Source organism: Corynebacterium sp. HMSC063A05, from assembly GCF_001809695.1.
GTDB lineage: Bacteria > Actinomycetota > Actinomycetes > Mycobacteriales > Mycobacteriaceae > Corynebacterium > Corynebacterium amycolatum.
Map to the genome: position 1 here is coordinate 219,770 of NZ_KV798500.1, position 21,018 is coordinate 240,787.

At 57.3% G+C, this 21,018-nt stretch carries 23 protein-coding genes; 4 read left to right on the forward strand and 19 right to left on the reverse strand.

From position 1 onward, the window contains the following. Positions 1–26: 26 nt before the first annotated feature. The 18 genes from rpsQ to HMPREF2651_RS04900 form a co-directional block, all read right to left on the reverse strand. Complete coding sequence (rpsQ, locus tag HMPREF2651_RS04815) at positions 27–305, reverse strand: 30S ribosomal protein S17 (protein WP_005509926.1); 279 nt, start codon at positions 303–305, stop codon at positions 27–29. Next, a complete protein-coding gene (gene rpmC / locus HMPREF2651_RS04820; RefSeq protein WP_005509851.1) occupies positions 302–538 on the reverse strand; it encodes a 50S ribosomal protein L29 in 237 nt (78 codons plus the stop codon). Before rpmC ends, rpsQ begins: the two co-directional genes overlap by 4 nt. Beyond that, the gene (gene rplP / locus HMPREF2651_RS04825) at positions 538–954 is read right to left on the reverse strand and encodes a 50S ribosomal protein L16 (RefSeq protein WP_005509813.1); all 417 of its coding nucleotides are present in this window, start codon (positions 952–954) and stop codon (positions 538–540) included. Before rplP ends, rpmC begins: the two co-directional genes overlap by 1 nt. 3 nt (positions 955–957) lie before the next feature. Next, positions 958–1,698, reverse strand: coding sequence for a 30S ribosomal protein S3 (gene rpsC / locus HMPREF2651_RS04830; RefSeq protein WP_005509954.1), 741 nt, complete (start codon positions 1,696–1,698; stop codon positions 958–960). Next, the gene (gene rplV, locus HMPREF2651_RS04835; RefSeq protein ID WP_005509775.1) at positions 1,698–2,060 is read right to left on the reverse strand and encodes a 50S ribosomal protein L22; all 363 of its coding nucleotides are present in this window, start codon (positions 2,058–2,060) and stop codon (positions 1,698–1,700) included. The genes rpsC and rplV overlap by 1 nt, the downstream gene beginning before the upstream one ends. Positions 2,061–2,063: 3 nt before the next feature. Then, entirely contained in the window at positions 2,064–2,342 is a 279-nt protein-coding gene (gene rpsS, locus HMPREF2651_RS04840) for a 30S ribosomal protein S19 (protein ID WP_005509882.1), read from the reverse strand. A gap of 14 nt (positions 2,343–2,356) precedes the next feature. Next, positions 2,357–3,199, reverse strand: coding sequence for a 50S ribosomal protein L2 (gene rplB / locus HMPREF2651_RS04845; protein WP_005509800.1), 843 nt, complete (start codon positions 3,197–3,199; stop codon positions 2,357–2,359). 37 nt (positions 3,200–3,236) lie between these two features. Then, complete coding sequence (rplW, locus tag HMPREF2651_RS04850) at positions 3,237–3,542, reverse strand: 50S ribosomal protein L23 (RefSeq protein ID WP_038627647.1); 306 nt, start codon at positions 3,540–3,542, stop codon at positions 3,237–3,239. Further along, positions 3,542–4,189, reverse strand: coding sequence for a 50S ribosomal protein L4 (gene rplD, locus HMPREF2651_RS04855; protein ID WP_038627645.1), 648 nt, complete (start codon positions 4,187–4,189; stop codon positions 3,542–3,544). Before rplD ends, rplW begins: the two co-directional genes overlap by 1 nt. Further along, positions 4,186–4,842, reverse strand: coding sequence for a 50S ribosomal protein L3 (gene rplC, locus HMPREF2651_RS04860; protein WP_005509762.1), 657 nt, complete (start codon positions 4,840–4,842; stop codon positions 4,186–4,188). Before rplC ends, rplD begins: the two co-directional genes overlap by 4 nt. A gap of 31 nt (positions 4,843–4,873) precedes the next feature. Further along, positions 4,874–5,179: a 30S ribosomal protein S10 gene (rpsJ, locus tag HMPREF2651_RS04865; protein WP_003938093.1), complete on the reverse strand. Its 306-nt coding sequence runs from the start codon at positions 5,177–5,179 to the stop codon at positions 4,874–4,876. A gap of 671 nt (positions 5,180–5,850) precedes the next feature. Next, on the reverse strand, positions 5,851–7,041 hold the full coding sequence (gene tuf / locus HMPREF2651_RS04870; RefSeq protein WP_038627641.1) for an elongation factor Tu: 1,191 nt from the start codon (positions 7,039–7,041) through the stop codon (positions 5,851–5,853). 504 nt (positions 7,042–7,545) lie between these two features. Continuing rightward, positions 7,546–9,678, reverse strand: a complete 2,133-nt coding sequence (fusA, locus tag HMPREF2651_RS04875; protein WP_038627639.1) for an elongation factor G — start codon at positions 9,676–9,678, stop codon at positions 7,546–7,548. A 298-nt stretch (positions 9,679–9,976) separates the two neighbouring features. After that, entirely contained in the window at positions 9,977–10,447 is a 471-nt protein-coding gene (gene rpsG / locus HMPREF2651_RS04880) for a 30S ribosomal protein S7 (RefSeq protein WP_016422052.1), read from the reverse strand. Positions 10,448–10,450: 3 nt separating this feature from the next. Continuing rightward, positions 10,451–10,822: a 30S ribosomal protein S12 gene (rpsL, locus tag HMPREF2651_RS04885; protein WP_038627636.1), complete on the reverse strand. Its 372-nt coding sequence runs from the start codon at positions 10,820–10,822 to the stop codon at positions 10,451–10,453. Between the two features lie 447 nt (positions 10,823–11,269). Continuing rightward, on the reverse strand, positions 11,270–11,758 hold the full coding sequence (locus HMPREF2651_RS04890; protein ID WP_038627634.1) for a hypothetical protein: 489 nt from the start codon (positions 11,756–11,758) through the stop codon (positions 11,270–11,272). Between the two features lie 50 nt (positions 11,759–11,808). Further along, positions 11,809–13,113 (reverse strand): SAM-dependent methyltransferase, encoded by a 1,305-nt coding sequence (locus HMPREF2651_RS04895; RefSeq protein ID WP_049180778.1) that lies wholly within the window; start codon positions 13,111–13,113, stop codon positions 11,809–11,811. Positions 13,114–13,185: 72 nt separating this feature from the next. Continuing rightward, positions 13,186–14,724: an FAD-binding oxidoreductase gene (locus HMPREF2651_RS04900; RefSeq protein ID WP_080972800.1), complete on the reverse strand. Its 1,539-nt coding sequence runs from the start codon at positions 14,722–14,724 to the stop codon at positions 13,186–13,188. Positions 14,725–15,040: 316 nt separating this feature from the next. Between HMPREF2651_RS04900 and HMPREF2651_RS04905 the strand changes: the two genes are divergently transcribed. After that, entirely contained in the window at positions 15,041–15,688 is a 648-nt protein-coding gene (locus HMPREF2651_RS04905) for an SDR family oxidoreductase (RefSeq protein WP_038627630.1), read from the forward strand. 9 nt (positions 15,689–15,697) lie between these two features. Here the strand turns inward: HMPREF2651_RS04905 and HMPREF2651_RS04910 are convergent, their stop codons facing one another. After that, positions 15,698–17,392, reverse strand: a complete 1,695-nt coding sequence (locus HMPREF2651_RS04910; RefSeq protein ID WP_049180776.1) for a purine-cytosine permease family protein — start codon at positions 17,390–17,392, stop codon at positions 15,698–15,700. 267 nt (positions 17,393–17,659) lie between these two features. Between HMPREF2651_RS04910 and HMPREF2651_RS04915 the strand changes: the two genes are divergently transcribed. The 3 genes from HMPREF2651_RS04915 to ureC are packed head-to-tail and all read left to right on the forward strand — an operon-like array spanning position 17,660 to position 21,011. Beyond that, positions 17,660–17,968, forward strand: coding sequence for an urease subunit gamma (locus tag HMPREF2651_RS04915; RefSeq protein WP_038627628.1), 309 nt, complete (start codon positions 17,660–17,662; stop codon positions 17,966–17,968). After that, positions 17,969–18,898: a hypothetical protein gene (locus tag HMPREF2651_RS04920; protein WP_049180775.1), complete on the forward strand. Its 930-nt coding sequence runs from the start codon at positions 17,969–17,971 to the stop codon at positions 18,896–18,898. It begins immediately after the preceding gene. After that, on the forward strand, positions 18,885–21,011 hold the full coding sequence (gene ureC, locus HMPREF2651_RS04925) for an urease subunit alpha (protein WP_080972809.1): 2,127 nt from the start codon (positions 18,885–18,887) through the stop codon (positions 21,009–21,011). The genes HMPREF2651_RS04920 and ureC overlap by 14 nt, the downstream gene beginning before the upstream one ends. Positions 21,012–21,018: the final 7 nt, after the last annotated feature.

The window sequence follows — 21,018 nt, forward strand, 5'->3', positions numbered from 1 at the left end:
CTAGCTGTTTAGTTAGCCAACGGGTCTTACTTAGCCTTCTCGACGATCTCGATCAGGCGGTAGTGCTTGTCCTTGGAGAGCGGACGGCACTCTTCGATGCGGACGCGGTCGCCCACGCCAGCCTCTTCGTTCTCGTCGTGCGCCTTGACCTTGGAGTTCGTGCGCATGATCTTGCCGTACAGGGCGTGCTGCTTGCGGTCCTCGAGCTCGACAACGATGGTCTTCTGCATCTTGTCGGACACGACGTAACCGGTGCGCACCTTACGTGCGCCAGCCTCGGTGGTGTTCATGTTTTCCTCACTCATGCTGCATCACCATCGGTTGGTGCAGCAGACAGGCCGAGCTCGCGCTCACGCATAACGGTGTAAATGCGAGCAATATCCTTGCGGACAGTGCGGAGACGGCGGTTGTTGGTCAGCTGACCGGTAGCGCTCTGGAAACGGAGGTTGAACAGCTCCTCCTTAGACTCCTTGAGCTTGGCAACCAGGTCATCGTTATCCAGCGAGCGAAGCTCGTGGGCGGGAATGCCGTTCGACATCAGTACTGATCCTCCTTCCGAACGATTCGGGTCTTAATCGGCAGCTTAGCGCCTGCGCGCTTCAGTGCCTCGATAGCAACTGCCTCGTCCGGGTAGGACATCTCGAACATGATGCGACCCGGCTTGACGTTTGCAACCCACTTTTCGACCGGGCCCTTACCGGAACCCATACGAACACCCAGTGGCTTCTGGGTCAGCGGGCGGTCCGGAAAAATCTGGATCCAGACCTTACCACCACGCTTGACGTGGCGGTTGATGGCAATACGCGCTGCCTCAATCTGACGGTTGGTGATGTAGGCCGGCTCGAGAGCCTGGAGACCGTATTCACCGAAAGTCACCTTGTTGCCGCCCTTGGACATACCAGAACGGGTCGGGCGGTGCTGACGACGGAACTTAACGCGCTTCGGGATGAGCATGAATTAGCCCTCCTTCTTCTCAGATGCACGCTGACGACGCTTGCCACCGCGACGCGGGCGGTCGTTGCCGCGACGCTGGCGGGCGTTGCCGGCGTTGATCTCGGACTCGCGACGGCCACCGATCACGTCACCCTTGTAGATCCACACCTTGACGCCAATGCGACCGAAGGTGGTGTGAGCTTCGTGGGTGCCGTAGTCGATCTCCGCACGCAGGGTGTGCAGCGGAACGCGACCCTCGTGGTAGCGCTCGGTGCGGCCCATCTCGGCACCGCCGAGACGACCGGAGCAGACAACCTTGATGCCCTTGACGTGCGGCTGACGCATTGCAGACTGGATAGCCTTGCGCATTGCACGACGGAAAGCGACACGGTTGGCGAGCTGCTCAGCGATGGACTGAGCAACCAGCTTCGCATCCGCGTCAATGTTCTTGACCTCGAGGATGTTCAGCTGAACCTGCTTGCCGGTGAGCTTCTCGAGCTGGCCGCGAATGCGGTCAGCCTCGGAGCCACGACGACCGATAACGATGCCCGGGCGTGCGGTGTGGATGTCGACGCGCACGCGGTCACGGGTGCGCTCGATAACGACATCGGAGATGCCGGCGCGTTCAAGACCGGTGGACAGCAGATCGCGGATCTTGATGTCCTCGGCCAGGTAGTCAGCGTACTGCTTGTCGGCGTACCAGCGGGACTTCCAGTCGCTGGAAATACCGAGGCGAAGACCGTGTGGATGGATCTTCTGTCCCACTATCGGTCACCTTCCTTCTGGCTCTCGACGACCACGGTGATGTGGCTGGTGCGCTTGCGGACGTGGAAAGCACGGCCCTGCGCACGCGGGCGGAAGCGCTTCATGGTCGGTCCCTCGTTGGCGTAAGCCTCGGAGATGACCAGAGTACGACGGTCCAGGCCGAAGTTGTTCTCAGCATTTGCAGCTGCAGACGCAACAACCTTGGCAACTGGATCAGCAGCACCCTGCGGTGCGTACTCCAGGATGTTCAGTGCCTCGTCGACGGACTTACCGCGAACGGTGTCCAGGACGCGACGTGCCTTCATCGGAGTAACGCGGACGAAGCGCGCAGTTGCGCGTGCAGAAGTAATGTCGTTGCTCATGGCTTATCGACGTCCCTTCTTGTCATCCTTGACGTGACCCTTGAAGGTCTTGGTCGGGGCGAATTCGCCCAGCTTGTGGCCGACCATAGAGTCATCCACGAACACCGGCACGTGCTTGCGACCGTCGTGAACGGCGAAGGTGTGGCCGATGAAATCGGGGAGAATCGTGGAGCGGCGAGACCAGGTCTTGATGACCTGCTTGGTGCCCTTCTCGTTCTGTGCATCGACCTTCGCGAGGAGGTGCTCATCGACGAACGGGCCCTTCTTAAGGCTGCGTGGCATTCTCAGTTCCCTCCTTAGCGCTTCTTATTCTTGTTGGTACGACGGCGACGAACGATCAGCTGGTCGCTCGGGCGGTTCGGCTTACGGGTGCGGCCTTCCTTCTGGCCCCACGGGGAAACCGGGTGGCGACCACCGGAGGTCTTACCCTCACCACCACCGTGCGGGTGGTCGACCGGGTTCATGACAACACCGCGGACAGTCGGGCGCCAGCCCTTCCAGCGCATACGGCCGGCCTTGCCCCAACGAATGTTGATCTGATCCTGATTTCCGACCTCACCGACGGTTGCGCGGCAACGAGCGTCAACGCGACGAATCTCAGAAGAAGGCATACGCAGAACTGCGTACTTGCCTTCCTTACCGAGAAGCTGAATAGAAGCACCAGCAGAACGTGCCAGCTGTGCACCGGCACCCGGCTTGAGCTCCACGCAGTGAATGGTGGAACCGGTCGGGATGTTACGCAGCGGCAGGTTGTTGCCAACCTTGATGTCGGCATTAGCGCCAGACTCAACGATGGCACCCTGCTTCAGGTTCTTCGGAGCGATGATGTAGCGCTTCTCACCGTCTGCGTAGTGCAACAGTGCGATGTTGGCGGTACGGTTCGGGTCGTACTCGATGTGAGCGACCTTTGCCGGAATGCCGTCCTTGTCATTACGACGGAAGTCGATGACACGGTACTGGCGCTTGTGTCCGCCACCCTTGTGGCGAGTGGTGATGTGGCCGTGTACGTTACGGCCACCAGTCTTCGACAGCGGGCGCAGCAGAGACTTCTCAGGAGTCGAGCGAGTAACCTCGCTGAACTCGGAGACGGAGCTCTGGCGGCGACCCGGCGTAGTCGGCTTGTACTTACGAATAGCCATACTTTTGCTCTTCCTTAACTTCCTCGTCGGCTAGCGGCTAGGCTGCCGAACCGCCGAAGATGTCGATGGGATCGCTGCCGGCCGCGAGAGTCACGTAGGCGCGCTTGGTGTTCTTGCGCTTGCCGTAGCCGGTGCGGGAACGCTTGCGCTTGCCCTCACGGTTGAGGGTGTTGACGGAAGCGACCTTGACACCGAAAATCTCCTGGACCGCGATCTTGATCTGGGTCTTGTTAGCGTCGGTGTGAACCAGGAACGTGTAAACGCCCTGCTCCATGAGTCCGTAGGACTTCTCAGACACTACCGGTGCAACAATGATGTCGCGGGGATCTGCGATGGTAGCCATTACTTCTCCTCCTTACCGGCGGTGCGAGTGATGAAGTCATTAAGCGCCTGAACGGCGAAGATGACGTCATCGGCCTTCAGAACGTCGTAGGTGTTCAGCTGATCCTCAGACAGGATGTGGACACCTGGCAGGTTACGAACCGACTTCCACGAGTTGACGTCCTCGCGTGGCAGAACGACGAGCACGTTGTTGCGCTCAGTCAGACGCTCGACGAAAGTACGAGCTGCCTTGGTGGACGGGGTCTGGCCTGGGACCAGTTCCTCGACAACGTGGATGCGGTCGTGGCGAGCACGGTCAGAGAGTGCGCCACGCAGTGCAGCTGCAATCATCTTCTTCGGGGTGCGCTGGCTGTAGTCGCGCGGCACCGGGCCGTGGACAATGCCACCGCCGGTCCAGTGCGGAGCACGGATCGAACCCTGACGAGCGCGACCGGTACCCTTCTGGCGCCACGGCTTGCGGCCACCGCCGCGAACCTCGCCGCGGGTCTTGACCTTGTGGGTGCCCTGGCGAGCTGCTGCACGCTGCGCGACAACAACCTGGTGCATCAGGGCGATGGACACCTCCGCGTCGAACACGGAAGCAGGAAGCTCAACCGAACCGTTCACGCCGCCTTCAGCGGTGTGTACGTCTAGCTTGAGGTTGGTCATGCGTGAGCACCACCCTTCGTGGCAGTCTTAACAACCAGCAGGCCGCCGCGTGCACCCGGAACTGCGCCCTTGATGAGCAGCAGGTTCGCGTCAGCGTCAACCTTCTGGATCTTCAGGTTCTGGGTTGTGACCCGGTCGTTACCCATGCGGCCTGCCATGCGCTTGCCCTTGAAGACGCGTCCTGGCGTGGCGCAGGCGCCAATGCCACCAACACGACGGTGAGCAGCCTGGTTACCGTGAGCAGCACCCTGGCCAGCAAAGCCGTGGCGCTTCATACCACCGGCAAAGCCGTGGCCCTTGGAGGTACCAGTGACGTCGACGTACTCAATTTCGCCAAAGATGTCGACACCAACGGACTGGCCGACCTCGTAAGAGGAAGCGTCCGGGGTGCGAATCTCGACGCTGTGGCGACGCGGGGTCACACCGGCCTTCTTGAAGTGGCCGGCCTCCGGCTTGTTGACCTTACGTGGGTCAATTTCGCCGTATGCAATCTGGACGGCGTCGTAGCCGTCGGTTTCCTTAGTGCGCACCTGAGTCACTACGCACGGCCCAGCCTCAACGACGGTAACCGGAACAACGCGGTTTTCCTCGTCGAAGATCTGAGTCATACCGAGCTTCGTGCCCAGGATGCCCTTGATCTCGTTTTCACTCATTTATCTTGTCTCCGCTACCAAAAGTCCAGGATCACTGAATGTTCACATCGACACTTGCCGGAAGGTCAATGCGCATAAGTGCATCGACGGTCTTCGGCGTTGGATCGAGAATGTCGATCAGACGCTTGTGAGTGCGCATCTCGAAGTGCTCGCGCGAGTCCTTGTACTTGTGCGGCGAACGGATAACGCAGTAAACGTTCTTTTCGGTTGGCAACGGCACCGGGCCAACGACGCGTGCACCCGTACGGGTAACGGTCTCCACGATCTTTCGCGCAGAAGCGTCGATAGCCTCGTGGTCGTAGGCCTTGAGCCTGATGCGGATCTTCTGTCCGGCCACGCTTGTCCTCTCCTCGGTCGGCGCGCCCCAATTAAAGGGGCGTCGACCCTGTCAATGTTTCTCGACGCCGTCAGCAACTATGGCCAGCGCCAGAAATTAAAACTGGGTTGTGCATTACTTCAAAGCGATTTCGTCTTCGATCGTCATGGCAAATTAACTTTTGGCCATGACCCGAGCGGACGAATAACGCCTTGCACTCAAATCCCAGTGGAAAACAAGTCCCCCCTCGTGGGGCTCTTCATTTTGCCTACTGCCGCTGTTAATTTGCCATGCCACCTCCGACCCCCGCGGTCGGGCGTGTCGCCCGTTTTCTCCGTGAGGCACGATTGGGAAGAAACTTCCCTACGTGGTCATGCTCGCCTTACCATAGGCGCTAAGTCCAATTTCGTACTGGTTCCCAGCTGGGCCTGATACAACAATTGGCGCGAACGCCTTTGTTAAAGCAACCTCCGTATTAAAGCACGACCACACTGCAAATGTAAAATCGCGATTCCAAAGTGCAACGTACATCACACCCATTACGGAACAGTCTGCTTAACGACGGCTATTGCGCCGGTCCCATCCCGTCTAATGTCGGCTATGTACAGATACAAAGAATCCCGACTTCCGCTTACGCGGAGTCGGGATTCTTCTAAGACCTAGCTAAAGCATTTCCCCATTGGGGAGAAGACTTACTTAATGATCTTGGTAACGCGGCCAGCGCCGACGGTGCGGCCACCCTCGCGGATAGCGAAGCGCAGGCCCTCGTCCATTGCGACCGGCTGGATCAGCTTGACAGACATGTCAACGTTGTCGCCCGGCATGACCATCTCGACACCTTCCGGCAGGGAAACGACGCCGGTGACGTCGGTGGTGCGGAAGTAGAACTGCGGACGGTAGTTGTTGAAGAACGGGGTGTGGCGGCCGCCCTCATCCTTGGACAGGATGTAGACGGAACCCTCGAACTCGGTGTGCGGGGTGTAAGCGCCCGGCTTAGCAACGATCTGACCGCGCTCGATGTCCTCACGCTTGGTACCGCGGAGCAGCAGACCACAGTTGTCGCCAGCCTCAGCGGAATCCAGCAGCTTGCGGAACATCTCGATACCGGTAACGGTGGTCTTCTGGGACTTCTCCTTGATGCCCAGAATCTCCACCTCGTCGTTGACGTTCAGAACGCCGCGCTCAACACGACCGGTAGCAACGGTGCCGCGACCGGTAATGGTGAAGATGTCCTCAATCGGCATCAGGAACGGCTTGTCGGTCTCGCGGACCGGGTCCGGGATGTTGTCGTCACAAGCCTGCATGAGCTCGACGATGGACTCTGCCCACTTCTCGTCGCCCTCAAGAGCCTTCAGAGCGGAGATGTGAACAATCGGAGCCTCTTCGTCGTAGTCCTGCTCAGCCAGCAGCTCGCGAATCTCCATCTCGACGAGTTCGATGATCTCTTCATCGTCAACCATGTCGCACTTGTTCAGTGCAACGAGGATGTACGGAACGCCAACCTGGCGAGCCAGGAGAACGTGCTCACGGGTCTGCGGCATCGGACCGTCGGTAGCGGCGACAACCAGAATCGCGCCGTCCATCTGAGCAGCACCGGTGATCATGTTCTTGATGTAGTCGGCGTGGCCCGGAGCGTCGACGTGAGCGTAGTGACGCTTCTCGGTCTGGTACTCAACGTGCGAGACGTTGATGGTAATACCGCGCTCCCGCTCTTCCGGCGCCTTGTCAATAGCGTCGAAAGCGAACGACTGGTTCAGGTCCGGGTACTTGTCAGCCAGAACCTTGGTGATAGCGGCGGTAGTGGTGGTCTTACCGTGGTCAACGTGACCAATGGTACCGATGTTGACGTGCGGCTTCGTACGCTCGAACTTCGCCTTTGCCACTTTTAGTCCTCCTGGAGGTCTAGGTGGCCACGACTCTCGCAGCCACAATTTTGTGGTCACTCAATCCGCCTTCACAACATCAGAAGCTTTCAAGCTGTTCGCTTACGACTTCGGAACGTGCGCGCGCAAAAGAGCACTATTCTTTCACTGTGCCAGTTACTCGATACTAGGGCAGGATACTGGAGTTTTCCAAACCAGACCAACCCCCTAGTTAAGGGTGGGTAACGGCCAGCAACTCACATCGTCATTTACCTGCATAAATACTAGATATTTGAGTTGCGATCTAAAATCGCCCAACGATATGAATTGCGAGCAGCTACCCCCAAGAGCTTGCCTGTGCTAACACGAGCCAAGAGTCTGGCGACATCTCAGCACAGTCAAATCTTAAGGGAATCTACTAAAAAGCTGCAGACCCTCGCACTGCACCGTCTAAAAAGAGTGACAGCGCAGTGCGCACAGAGATGGGGTCAGCCCTGATAGAGCGCCCCACCCTGCCGATGCAATTTAAGCGCCGGTGCGCGCTGCAATGATCTCCTCGGCCACGGAGGAAGGAACCTCAGCGTAGGAGTCGAAGATCATGGTGTAGTTAGCGCGACCCTGGGTCTTGGAACGCAGGTCACCAACGTAGCCAAACATCTCGGACAGCGGAACCAGAGCCTTAACAGCCTTGACGCCCGTACGGTCCTCCATGGAGTTAACCTGACCACGACGGGAGTTGATGTCACCGATGACCTCACCCATGTACTCTTCCGGAGTAATGACCTCAACGGCCATCATCGGCTCAAGCAGGACCGGCTTAGCCTTCTGGACAGCTTCCTTCAGAGCCTGCTGACCAGCAATCTTGAAGGCCATTTCAGAGGAGTCAACCTCGTGGTAAGCACCGTCGAGCAGGGTTGCCTGGATGTTCACCAGCGGGTAGCCAGCCAGGGTACCGTACTGCATTGCGTCCTGAATACCAGCGTCGACAGATGGAATGTATTCCTTCGGAACACGGCCACCGGTCACCTCGTTGACGAACTTGTAAGTGGTGGACTCACCCTCTTCAACCTCGTCAGTAGACGGAGCGTAAGGCTCCAGAGCAATGATGACGCGGGCGAACTGACCCGAACCACCGGTCTGCTTCTTGTGGGTGTACTCGAACTTCTCGACCGGCTTGCGGATGGTCTCGCGGTAAGCAACCTGCGGGTTACCGATGTTTGCTTCGACCTTGAACTCGCGCTTCATGCGGTCAACCAGGACGTCAAGGTGGAGCTCGCCCATACCGCCGATAACGGTCTGGCCGGTTTCCTCATCCAGGCGAACGGTGAAGGTCGGGTCCTCTTCAGCAAGACGCTGAATAGCGGTACTCAGCTTCTCCTGGTCAGCCTTGGACTTCGGCTCAATAGCAACCGAGATAACCGGATCCGGGAAGGACATGGACTCCAGAACGATTGGAGCATCCTGTGCACACAGGGTGTCACCAGTGGTGGTGTCCTTCAGACCAATGAAGGCGTAGATGTTACCTGCCACTGCCTCGTCAACAGGGTTCTCCTTGTTGGCGTGCATCTGGAACAGCTTACCGACGCGCTCCTTCTTGTCCTTGGTGGAGTTCAGGACCTGCTGGCCCGGCTCCACGCGACCGGAGTAAACGCGGACGAAGGTCAGCTTACCGAAGAACGGGTGAGCAGCGATCTTGAATGCAAGAGCAGAGAACGGCTCATCCTTAGACGGCTTACGAACCATATCGACGTCCTCGTCGCCCATCTGGTGGCCGTGCACCTCACCGATGTCCAGCGGATTCGGCAGGAAGTCAATGACAGCGTCGAGCAGCGGCTCAACACCCTTGTTCTTGTAAGCGGTACCACAGTAGACCGGGTAGACCTCAGAGTTCAGAACCATCTTGCGGATGGCGCCCTTAATCTCGTCCATGGTCAGCTCTTCGCCACCGAAGTACTTTTCCATGAGCTCCTCGTCGGACTCAGCGACGGTCTCAATGAGCTTCTCACGGTACTCGTTAGCCTTGTCGACCAGGTCAGCCGGAATCTCCTCGACCTGCGCAGGAGTGCCAATCTCGACCTTGCCCGGCCACATGAGGGCCTTCATCTCCAGCAGGTCAACAACGCCGTCGAAGTCATCCTCAGCGCCAATCGGCAGCTGCATAACCAACGGCTTAGCGCCCAGGCGGTCAACGATGGTGCCAACGGTGTAGTAGAAGTCAGCGCCCAGCTTGTCCATCTTGTTGACGAAGCAAATACGTGGGACATCGTACTTCTGAGCCTGACGCCAAACCTGCTCAGACTGCGGCTCGACACCTTCCTTACCGTCGAAGACTGCGACGGCACCGTCGAGCACACGCAAGGAACGCTCGACCTCAACGGTGAAGTCGACGTGACCCGGGGTATCGATGATGTTGATCTGGTTGTCGTTCCAGAAACAGGTCACAGCAGCGGAGGTAATGGTAATACCGCGCTCCTTCTCCTGCTCCATCCAGTCGGTTGTGGACGCACCATCGTGAGTCTCGCCGACCTTGCGGTTAATACCCGTGTAGTACAGGATGCGCTCGGTCGTAGTCGTCTTACCAGCATCGATGTGCGCCATGATGCCGATGTTGCGGACCTTGTGGAGGTCCTTCTTAACGGGAAGTGCACCTTCAGCCACTTGATTCCCCACTCGTTTCAAATCGGTTTGGCGGTGAGGCTCAATTACGGGATTGCAATTGGCCGTCAAATCCGCCGTCGGTCGGGTTTGCTTTATCTATAATGCCACCGTCTTGGCGCGAAGTCGCGCCGTGACGTACACCTTTTGCGTAAATTCTACGCAAGACATCAGGTGTAAGCGCCGGGCTGGCCCTATTTGAGTGACCCTTAAAGATCCGTGGACCGCGACCGACGCGCGCCGTTGACATACCGGCAGCTGCTTTACGACGGTGACCACTCGCGGCCCCGTCGATAAGCGATTACCAGCGGTAGTGAGCGAATGCGCGGTTTGCTTCCGCCATCTTGTGAGTGTCCTCACGACGCTTGACGGATGCACCCAGGCCGTTGGATGCATCGAGGATCTCGTTAGCGAGACGCTCGGTCATGGTGTTCTCACGACGCTGACGCGAGAACATCAGCAGCCAGCGCAGCGCCAGAGTGGTGCCACGGCCCGGACGAACCTCGACCGGGACCTGGTAGGTGGCGCCACCGACACGACGGGAACGAACCTCAAGAGCCGGCTTGACGTTCTCGATTGCGCGCTTCAGAGTCAGCACCGGGTCAGTACCGGTCTTCTCTTCGCACAGCTCAAGTGCACCGTAGACGATGCGCTCTGCGGTCGACTTCTTACCGTCAATCAGAACCTTGTTGACCAGCTGCGACACCAGAGGGGAGCCGTAGACCGGGTCGTTGACGACAGGACGCTTCTGTACTGGGCCCTTACGTGGCATGGCTTACTTCTCCTTCTTTGCGCCGTAGCGGGAACGAGCCTGCTTGCGGTCCTTGACACCCTGGGTGTCGAGGGAACCACGGACGATCTTGTAGCGGACACCCGGGAGGTCCTTAACACGACCACCGCGGACGAGCACCATGGAGTGCTCCTGCAGGTTGTGGCCCTCGCCCGGGATGTAAGCGGAGACCTCGACGCCGGAGGTCAGGCGCACACGAGCGACCTTACGAAGAGCCGAGTTCGGCTTCTTCGGGGTGGTGGTGTAAACACGGGTGCAAACGCCGCGACGCTGAGGGGAACCCTTCAGAGCTGCGGTTGCAACCTTAGCCTTCTTGTCATGGCGGCCCTTACGGACCAGCTGCTGAATAGTGGGCATGAAGCCTCTTTCTTCTTTCTCTCGCCGCCTGAGATTCTCGTGCCCGATGCCGACCGCAGCGGAGTAACCACCATCCGTGTGAATGCTTCACAAGAAAAGTTATTACTCATCCAGTGGTGAGCCCATCGGTTTAACACGAGAAAAGCGGAGGGATTTTGAACGTGCGAAACCCAGTCAGCCGCTCTCGCTGGCCTACTGGGTAATGTCTCAAGTTCCCAATTCTTTTCTGGGATCGTTGTATAACAGTACGCGAGCTGGGGCTTTACTCCAAACACCCAGGTAATAGCGTAAAAATTTCAGCCACTTTGATCAGTGCGAAGGCCGACTCACAAATTATCGTCGTAAAGCACGGCGCGCCTCCCCACGCGCTCTCTTTCGTCACTGCAGTCACGCGCATGCTTTACGACGACTAGTTCTGTGGCCTTATTTATAGCCGGTTTTACGCCTCTAATTCACTTCGATGACACAGTTGCCGGCGAGCCCCACTCGCCCATCGGCTTCCACCTGAATGTTCGGAATGGTGTCGTTGGGGATGTCTGTTGGAATTTGCATCTCGGTCAGCGTGCTCGAAAGCTCAAACCCTTGGGTTTCTGCTTCTCGCTCCGGACTATTGCTATTAATGGTCAGCTTGATGTGGTCACCAGGCTGACCGTGATATGTGATCCGCGCTGTGGGCTTTTCGTGGTCGATTGCGATGACGCTTTCATCACAGGCGCCATTAGGCCCGATATTGCCCAGAATCGGCTCATCGGGCTTTCTGCTGTGCGCATTATTAGCACTCGGGGCAGGCGTTGTAGGTGCCTCCGACTGCGTATCATGACTGCCGTCATCGGCCTCACGGCCGACCTGTTGCTGGTCCTGTCCCCCACAACCAGCCAGGGCAGCCGCACATACAACTGCCGATAATGCGATTACGCCAACTTTTTCTACCTTCATATACTTTCAGGCTAGCTAGCGGACATGAGAATTATCGACGCTTAAGACAATTAGTCTTTCCACCACTGACGCTGCGGGACATCACCACGGGAGCCGTCCGGGAACACCTTTACACCCAGAACCTGGTGCAGCTGGATCTGGTTACATGCGAAGTTGTACCCGGAACCAGCCATGTACATGCCCCACAGCTTTGCGGTCTGCTCACCAACCAGCTCGACGGCCTTGTCCCAATCCTTGTCCAGTCGTTCACACCAGTCATAGAGAGTGTGCTCGTAGTCGAAACGCAGGTTCTGCTGATCGAGCATCTCAAAGCCCTGATCCTGCATTGCTCGCATGATAGTTCCGACACCGGTGAGCTCACCGTCTGGGAAGATGTAACGGTCGATGAAGGTGCCCTTGCGGGTGCGGTGGTTATCCCAGTAGGTGATGCAGTGGTTCAGCATCAAACCGCCTTCTTTCAACTTGCCATAGAGGAAGCCGAAGAAGCTCGGGTAGTTCTCCACACCGATGTGCTCCAAAAGACCGATTGCGGAGATGGCATCGAAGCCTTCTTCAGGAACATCGCGGTAGTCCTGGAAGCGCACCTCAGCAAGATCTTCCAGGCCCTCTTCCTTAATCTTGGCCTGTGCGTACTCTGCCTGCTGCTTCGACAGAGTCACGCCGATGGCCTTAACGCCGCGCCTTGCCGCATAGAGAACCATGCCGCCCCAACCACAGCCAACGTCGAGAAGCCTATCGCCTTCCTTCAGGCGCAACTTATCGAATACCAGGCGGTACTTGTTTTCCTGTGCCTCTTCGAGCGTGGAGTTCTCATTCGGGTAGTAGGCGCAGGTGTACGTCATCGATGGGCCCAGGATGATCTCGTAGAATTCATTACTGACGTCGTAATGCGACGAAATCGAGTCTGCGTCGCGTTCCTTAGAGTGACGTGCTAGACCGTTTTGCAGGCGCTTCTTCCACCATGCAGTACGTTCAATCTCGGGCACAACAGGAACATATGGCAGCCCCATCGAACGCAGGGAGCGAACAATCTTCGCCAAAGTTGCTGCAGGTGGCATCACGAATTGTTCGTGCAATTTCATCAGAGCGTCGAACGCTTCAATTGGGTGTCCGAGACGGACGCGAGTCAGCTCGATCTCACCGGTGACGAATGCGCGACCGAATCCGACATCATCACGCAGATGAGTAACGATGTAGTTCAGCGCATCGAGCGAGCGGACGTTCAAGCCTACTTTTGCATCGTCGGGGCCAGCGACTGAACCATCAAAAGCCGTCAGGCGAATTGGCAGAGGCTTCTCCGAGGTATCGATGAAGGCCTCGAAAATCTCTGCAACGTTCATTGGAGTAAATGCCATGGTGAATCCTTGCTATTAACTGGCTATTTCGAAGAATTGGAGAAAAGCCGCTTGAAGTGGTTGGGCTTCTAGTTAGGCACCAGTGACGGTCTTGTCATACAGCCGCGGGAACCGGGAATCAGGGTCGTAGATTGCTTTGAGCTCATCGGGTAGGTTGCCACCGTAGAGTGCTCCGAATTGTTCTGGTGAGTAGAACGCCTCGGAATACAGTGACTTGTGACCGCCCAAATCGCTGACCTTGGCCTCAATAACGCGGTTGAACGCGCCGAGGCGAGTATCTCCTGGGACATGGTTGTTCGGCACTGCAGACCAGAACCCGACATTGATCCAGGTGGTCTCGGGATCTAGCGGATACAGTGGCCAAGCACTGCTGCTGCCAGCGAGCTTGTCGCCAGTACCAATTAGCTCGCTGGAGCCATCACGAAGGTGAATCGGGCATAGCCACACAGGCTGGATATCGCAGGCTTGGAAAAACCAATCCAGGTATTCAGCCAAGTGGTCAACAGTGACCTCGATATCTTGGACGACGCGCTCATTGGCCGGCAGGCCTTTTCGTGCTTTCATTTTCGCGTCAATGTCGTACTTGCGATCGAGGCCGACGAACTTCCAATACACCGAGGATCGTTTGAGCTCGCGCGGCCACATTGCACGAACTGCGGGATTTTGGGTACCGAAGGCTCTAGAGCACCAGAACCAGTCAATATCCCAGCGCCAGATGTAATCGCGAATCTTCAGGCGATCTCGAGTAACGCCGGAGGGGTGCTGCAGGGACCTGTAGTAGATCTTGTCTCGGGAGTAGTCCGAGACGGGACCTTCCTCATCAGTTTTGCGTCCCAGCACCAGGTAAATCTCATTCGGCGAGAAAGCGACACCGTCAAGGAAGTGAACAGGCTCGCCTTGGAACTCCTTTTCCACGGAAATCTTTGCCAGATCCTCTGCCGCTTCCGTCGTGGAGTTGTACCGAACGTGTCGCAGCTCGACGTATGGAAGTGCTTCTTCGAGCTCGATTTTTAACCGTACGGTGTAGCCGAGGGAACCATAGGAGTTTGGAAAGCCACGGAAAAGATCGACATTTTCCGTGCGCGAGCAGGTCACAATTTCGCCGGTACCGACTAGGACATCCATCTCGATGACGGACTCATGTGGCAGGCCGTTACGGAAACTCGTTGACTCCACGCCAATACCGGTCACAGCTCCACCGAGCGTAATTGTCTTTAGCTCTGGCACAACCAAAGGCATCAGACCGTAGGGCAAAGTGGCATCTACCAGGTCTTCGTAGGTACACATTCCCTGCACGTCGGCAGTCTTTTCAACTGGATCGACGGCGATTACTCCGCCGAGACCGCTGACATCTAGACCTGGTACGAGAGTTTTACTACGCCCGCGAAAAAGGTTTGATGTGCGCTTCGCCAACCTGACCCGCTGGTCAGCAGGAATAGCTTGAAAGCTATCAACTAGCTTCCGCACGCCTTCTTCATGCGCATGCCAGCCCACAGGCTCAATGCGCACTGAATCAATTCCTCGCCCCGGCGCCATTTGCGCCACCGTAGAAGTAATTTTTCCGATTAGTCGTGGCAACGTGCCGACATCAGAATTTGGTCGATGAGCCATGGTGAATACCGCAACGGCATTTCACAGGTATTTTCTACGCGAATTCGCCCTAATTTTGTCTTTTTGGAAAAACTAAGGGCCTCTGCTGGGCTACCAATATCGAAAAATACCCGGATTGAACAGGTAAATTACGTCTACATATATAACTTGATTTAGGACGACTTAACTAGGCGTTCTTGTACCCTGCAAATGGGGTGGCAAGAAGTACGCCTCGCCATACTCAGCGCTCACCGTTCGTCGCTCACCGTTCGTCATGTTCACTGCCAGCGAAGGCAACTGCATTGCTAGTACCAGCGAGCTGACGTATAGGTGGGGCATGGCTAAAAAAGTTATTGTTATCGGCGGCCACGGCAAGGTGGCCCAAATCGCTACTCCCCTACTCATCAATGAAGGCTACGAAGTAACCTCAGTTATTCGTAACCCTGATCAGGTCTCGGACATTGAAGCGCTCGGTGCCACCCCAGCTGTCTATGACATCACCGAGCTCTCGACCGAGAAGTTCGCTGACCTGCTACGCGGCAATGATGCCGTCGTTTGGTCCGCTGGCGCAGGCGGCGGTTCATCAGAGCGCACCTACGCAATCGACCGCGATGCCGCAATCACCTCGATGGCAGCTGCCAAGGCCGCCGGAGTTAACCGCTACGTAATGGTGTCCTACTTTGGTGCCGGCCCGAACCACGGAGTTCCTGAGGATAATTCCTTCTTTGCCTACGCCGAGGCCAAGGCCGCCGCGGATACAGCTTTGCGCGAATCTGACTTGGACTGGACAATCCTGGGACCGAGCACGCTGACCTTCGACGAAGGCCAGGATTCCATTGACACCGATGCCACAAAGGCCACAAAGGTTGCCCGTGCAACGGTTGCCAATGTCATCGCGCAGACCGTATTCAACGATCAAACGATTGGTCGCACCATTAACTTCAATGAGGGCGATACCCCCATCTCAGAGGCGCTAAAGGCCTAGCGCCTCCTCTCAGGACGTTCGCACTGATGCGCTACGCCCCCGCCGCGATTGAGCCGGCATAACATGTCGGCCGTCGCGGTCCATTGTCAGTGCGAGCGAGGATATGTACTGCTCCGCGCCATCGTCGCCACGCTCCGCCGAAAGGATTACATCAGGTCGTTCGACCTGTTCACCGGTGATGACACAGGTGAAAGACTCATTGGATGGGTTCCCGTGCTCGTCGAAAAGCGGTGCGGCGATGCCGTCGTCAAAGCGACGTCGGTAGTAGCGCCCCTTAGTCAGAATTGCCATCGTCGGCGTGACGACGAAGGCGATTGCTGCGGCGACGAGTGCGGAGTACGGCACCAAGCTCTCGCCGAAAGCGCCGAAGTACATGGCGATTGAGATTGTCGCGGAAGCAACGAGCGAGGTAATGCCGACGGGGTTGAAGTCGTGAATCATTCCGCGTCGGTAGTCGGGATAAATCGGCGAGATCTTCAGGACCCACTTGTTAATTGCAATGTCCGTAGCCACTGTGAAAATCCACGCAATGGCGAGGTTTGAGTAGAACCCCAGAACCGCATTGAGCATGGAGAACATGTCGAACTCCATAAGCGCCAGTGCGATGCCGAGATTGACGAAGACGAAGACAATGCGTCCCGGATAGGACTTTGCCACTCGCGTGTAGGCGTTAGTCCACGCCAGCGAGCCAGAGTATGCATTCGTGGCGTTGATCTTGATTTGGCTCATCACCACCAAGACGACCGCCAGCGTGATTGCCAGCCACGTGGGCACCATTTCCTGGTACACCGTCATGAACTGATGCACTGGCTCAACGGCTTCGGTCATGCCGCCGCCGACCACCGAAATCATGTAGACCGCGAGAAACACACCGATAATCTGCTTAGCTGCACCGAAGATAACCCATCCCGGCCCAGCCATGATGACCGAGGCCCACCACGACGTGGCGTTGTCCTTTGTCTTCGGCGGCATGAAACGGATGTAGTCAATGTTCTCGGCAATCTGCGCCACCAGCGCCAAACACACACCGGCAGAAGCCATCATTGCCGCCAGGCTAGGACCTTCTCCCTGCCCCTGATAATGCAAGAAAGCGTCCACGGAGTCAGGGTGCCTGACGACGAGATACACCATCGGTAGCACCATCATGACTAGCCAGAGTGGGTTGGTCCACGTCTGCATCTTCTGTAGCGTCTTCATTCCGAAAACCACTACGGGGATGATGATGAGCACGCTCACCAGGTATCCCAGCCAAAGTGGTATCCCGAGCCCGAGCTTTAGGCCCTGGGCCATAATTGCGCCTTCGGTGGCGAAGAAGATGAATGTAAAAGTCGCGAAAATGACGTTGGTGATTACGGAGCCGTAGTAGCCAAAGCCGGAACCGCGTGTGATGAGGTCGAGGTCGAGATTGAACTTTGCGGCGTAGATTGCCAGCGGCGCGCTGGAGAGAAAAATCAAGACTGCGGCGATGAGAATGCCAACCACAGCGTTTGTTGTTCCGTGAGCAATGCCGATTCCAGCACCGATGGAGAAGTCAGCCAAGTAGGCCATTCCTCCCAGTGCCGAGCCGGCAACTGCTACTGGTGTCCACGTTCGGTAGTGTCGTGGCGCGAATCGGAGCGGATAGTCGTCACCCAACTTCGATGACGACCCAGTATTTCCCGCCCTCCGCTTTCCCTGCTTAGCGTCGGCCATTGTGGTCGTCATGAGATACCCCTGATGTCAGTTCACGACAGCTACTTCCTTCAGCTACCCCACACCAGCCGCCCAACTATAGGCCGGTCATCAGCTGTAATGCTGCCCAGCAAATTGCTGCCTCAGCGCCGAAAACCCATACGGCTGGCTTAGGCATAGCCTGCAAGTAACCAGTCATGATTCGGTAGTGCAGCAATTATTTGCTGTGAAATCAGATATAGTACGAACTGGCGTTGAGTCTCAATGAGCACACATTTTGAGCAGTTAGGCAGGTAACACATGCGCCTCACCCCGCGCGAGCAAGATAAACTCATGCTCTTTCTTGCAGCTCGTGTCGCCGAGCGACGAAAGAACCGCGGTCTAAAACTCAACCGGCCCGAAGCAGTAGCACTGATTAGCGATGCCGTCGTCGAAGCCGCCAGAGATGGTGTGACCGTGTCCGAAGCCATGACCATTGGCACCGAGGTACTCGGACCTGACGATGTCCTCGATGGTGTCCGCGAGGCAATCATGCTGGTACAGGTCGAGGCCACCTTCACCGATGGCACAAAGCTCGTATCCGTCCATGACCCAATTGGCGGCAAATAGATGGCAGCCCAGACCCCACGTATCCTCATCGCTCACTGCGGAGTCGATGCCAGCCCAGAGTTCATCACCACCGCAGTAGAGGGCCTCGACACTTTTGATCAGACCATCGTGACCTCCACAGGCACCGAGCTGCGCAGCACACTGGCGGATTTGGGCCGCGAGGACACCGAGAATCTCCATATCGTCGTTATGCCCATGACAAGTGGCCGCAATCTGCCACTCATCGCCGACACGGCCAAGACTTGTCAGTGGTTCAAGCGCAATCACTCGAATGTGCGCATTGCACTCGCGGCACCGCCGCTGGGTGCCACCACCACGCTGGCGTTTCTACGCGCAACGCTCCGGCGCGAGACCTCGGCCGACGATATCGCGGTCATATGTTCCGCTGCCATCGATCCGTTCGCGGACGCGGAGCTGTTCCGTATCGCTCGTCTGGCGTGGACGCACAGTTCTGGCGCCGATGTAGTGGTCGCGTTCGACGATGTCTACCCATCCGTCTCGCAGACGCTGGCACCGTATAAAGCCACGCTTGACGACGAGTCCTTGCGCCCAACCCGTCGGAGCACAGTAATCCGCGCTGATTTGCAGACAGCCGAGAATCAAAAACCACTCATCACCAGTACTGCACTGGCGACGGCCATCTCCCAGTCTGCTAAAACCGCTCTGCATCTTTTGCAGTCGCATGATGATGACGGCATTGAGGCAGCATTACTTGCCGATCATGAGCACGGTTATGCCCATAGTCACGGCGAGGAGGATGGCGGCCATGGACACAGTCACGGCCACGTGCATGGCCACGGTCATCATCACCACGGCCACGTGCATGGGCACAGTCACGGTCATGGTCACAACCATCATCACCACCATCACAGCGCAGATGTCCACACTGAGTTTGACCTAGGAAATATCGATGCAGATGCAACCGAGTAACAACACAGATTGTCGACAAATAGTTCTGAATAAAGGCCGCCGCGCTCTGCGACTAAAGGTGGCCAATACCGGCGACCGCGCAATCCAGGTCGGTTCTCACTATCACTTCTTCGAAGCCAATGCGGCCCTTTGCTTTGATCGCCATCAGGCCTGGGGAATGCACCTAAATATCCCCGCCGGCCTGGCAGTGCGCTTTGAACCCGGCGATACCAAGACGGTCACACTGGTCGACTTCGGTGGAGACCGCATTATCCACGGCTTCGCGGGGATGACTGAGGGCCCGCTGGATGATGAAGCCACTCGGGAAGCTGCCTTTCAGCGAATTGCCGACTACGGTTTTGCGCACGAGCCTGCAGAACCGATGCCAGTTGCCGCGGATGAGGAAACGACGATCAGCTCGTCGAGATACGCGGAGCTCTACGGCCCCACAACCGGCGATGTAGTACCGCTGGCGGATACCAATCTGGTCATTCGAATCGAGAAGGACTACACGGCCAACTTCCCCGGCGACGAGTCCATCTATGGCGGCGGTAAGTCCATCCGTGACGGCATGGCCCAAGATCCGCAGGCAACTCGCGCACAAGGCACGCCCGATACGGTTATTACGAGCGCGATTATTGTTGATGCTCTCCTGGGCGTCGTCAAGGCAGACGTGGGTCTGCGAGATGGCAAGATTGTCGCAATTGGTAAGTCGGGCAACCCGCATACGCAGGACGGAGTTCACCCCGACCTGGTCATTGGTGCTGGTACCGAGGTTATTGCCGGTGAGCATCGACTGCTGACGGCCGGTGGCATCGATACGCACATCCACTACCTGGCACCGCAGCAGGCCGAAGAGGGTCTCTCCAACGGCATTACGACGTTCTTCGGTGGCGGTACCGGGCCTGCGGAGGGGTCAAAGGGCACGACGTGTACGCCTGGTCAATTCCATATTCACACCATGCTGCGCGCGGCAGAGGGTCTGCCGGTCAATGCTGGTTTCCTGGGCAAGGGTTCGGGCAGTCAGCCGGACGCGCTGGTTGAACAGCTACTCGCTGGCGCTGCCGGGCTCAAGATTCACGAGGACTGGGGCGCGACACCTGCGACTATTCACAATGCGCTGGACATCTGCGATAAGTACGACGTTCAGCTGGCCATCCACACGGATACGCTCAACGAGTCAGGTTTCTTCGAGGACACGCGCAAAGCCATTGGTGACCAGACCATCCACACCTTCCACTCTGAAGGCGCCGGTGGCGGTCACGCCCCGGACATTTTGAAGGTCACGGCGATTCCGAATGTTCTGCCGGCTTCGACGAACCCGACGCTGCCCTACTCCATCAACAGCGCCGAAGAACTGCTGGATATGGTGATGGTCTGTCATCACCTTTCCCACTCGGTGCCGGAAGATGTCGCTTTTGCCGATTCGCGTGTTCGACCTGAGACCATCGCAGCTGAAACCGTGCTCCATGACATGGGCATCATTTCCATTTTCTCCTCCGATTCGCAGGCGATGGGACGAGTCGGCGAGTCCTTCACGCGCGCATTCCAGACTGCTCATCACTGCCGCGCCCAGCTCGGCCCACTTCCCGGTGCTGATGAAACCAATGGCGATGACAATGAACGCGTCCTGCGCTACTTGGCGAAGCTGACCATCAATCCCGCCATTTCCGCTGGAATTGATGACTATCTGGGTTCGGTGGAAGTCGGCAAGATTGCGGATTTGGTGCTGTGGCCAATCGATTCCTTTGCCGCAAAACCGGATGTGGTTCTGCGCTCCGGGGTAATCTGCTGGTCACAAATGGGCGATCCCAATGCATCCATCCCGACTCCTGAACCCTGCTATTTCCGCAATATGTTCGGCAATTACGGTTCCGCTCTCACGGCTACTCGCATTACCTTCATGTCCCAGGCCGCAATTGATGCCGGTGTGCCGGAAGAGCTCGGTTTGCAAAGCCGTGTTCTGCCGGTAAAGGACTGCCGCGGAATTGGCAAGGCAAACATGGTGCGAAACAACACTCTGGCCAAGATTGACGTCGATCCGGAAACCTATGTGGTCACCGTCGATGGCGAGCCCGTCAGCATCGAGCCTGCCCAGGAGCTTCCGCTAACGCGCCTGCACTATCTCTTCTAGGCTCTGG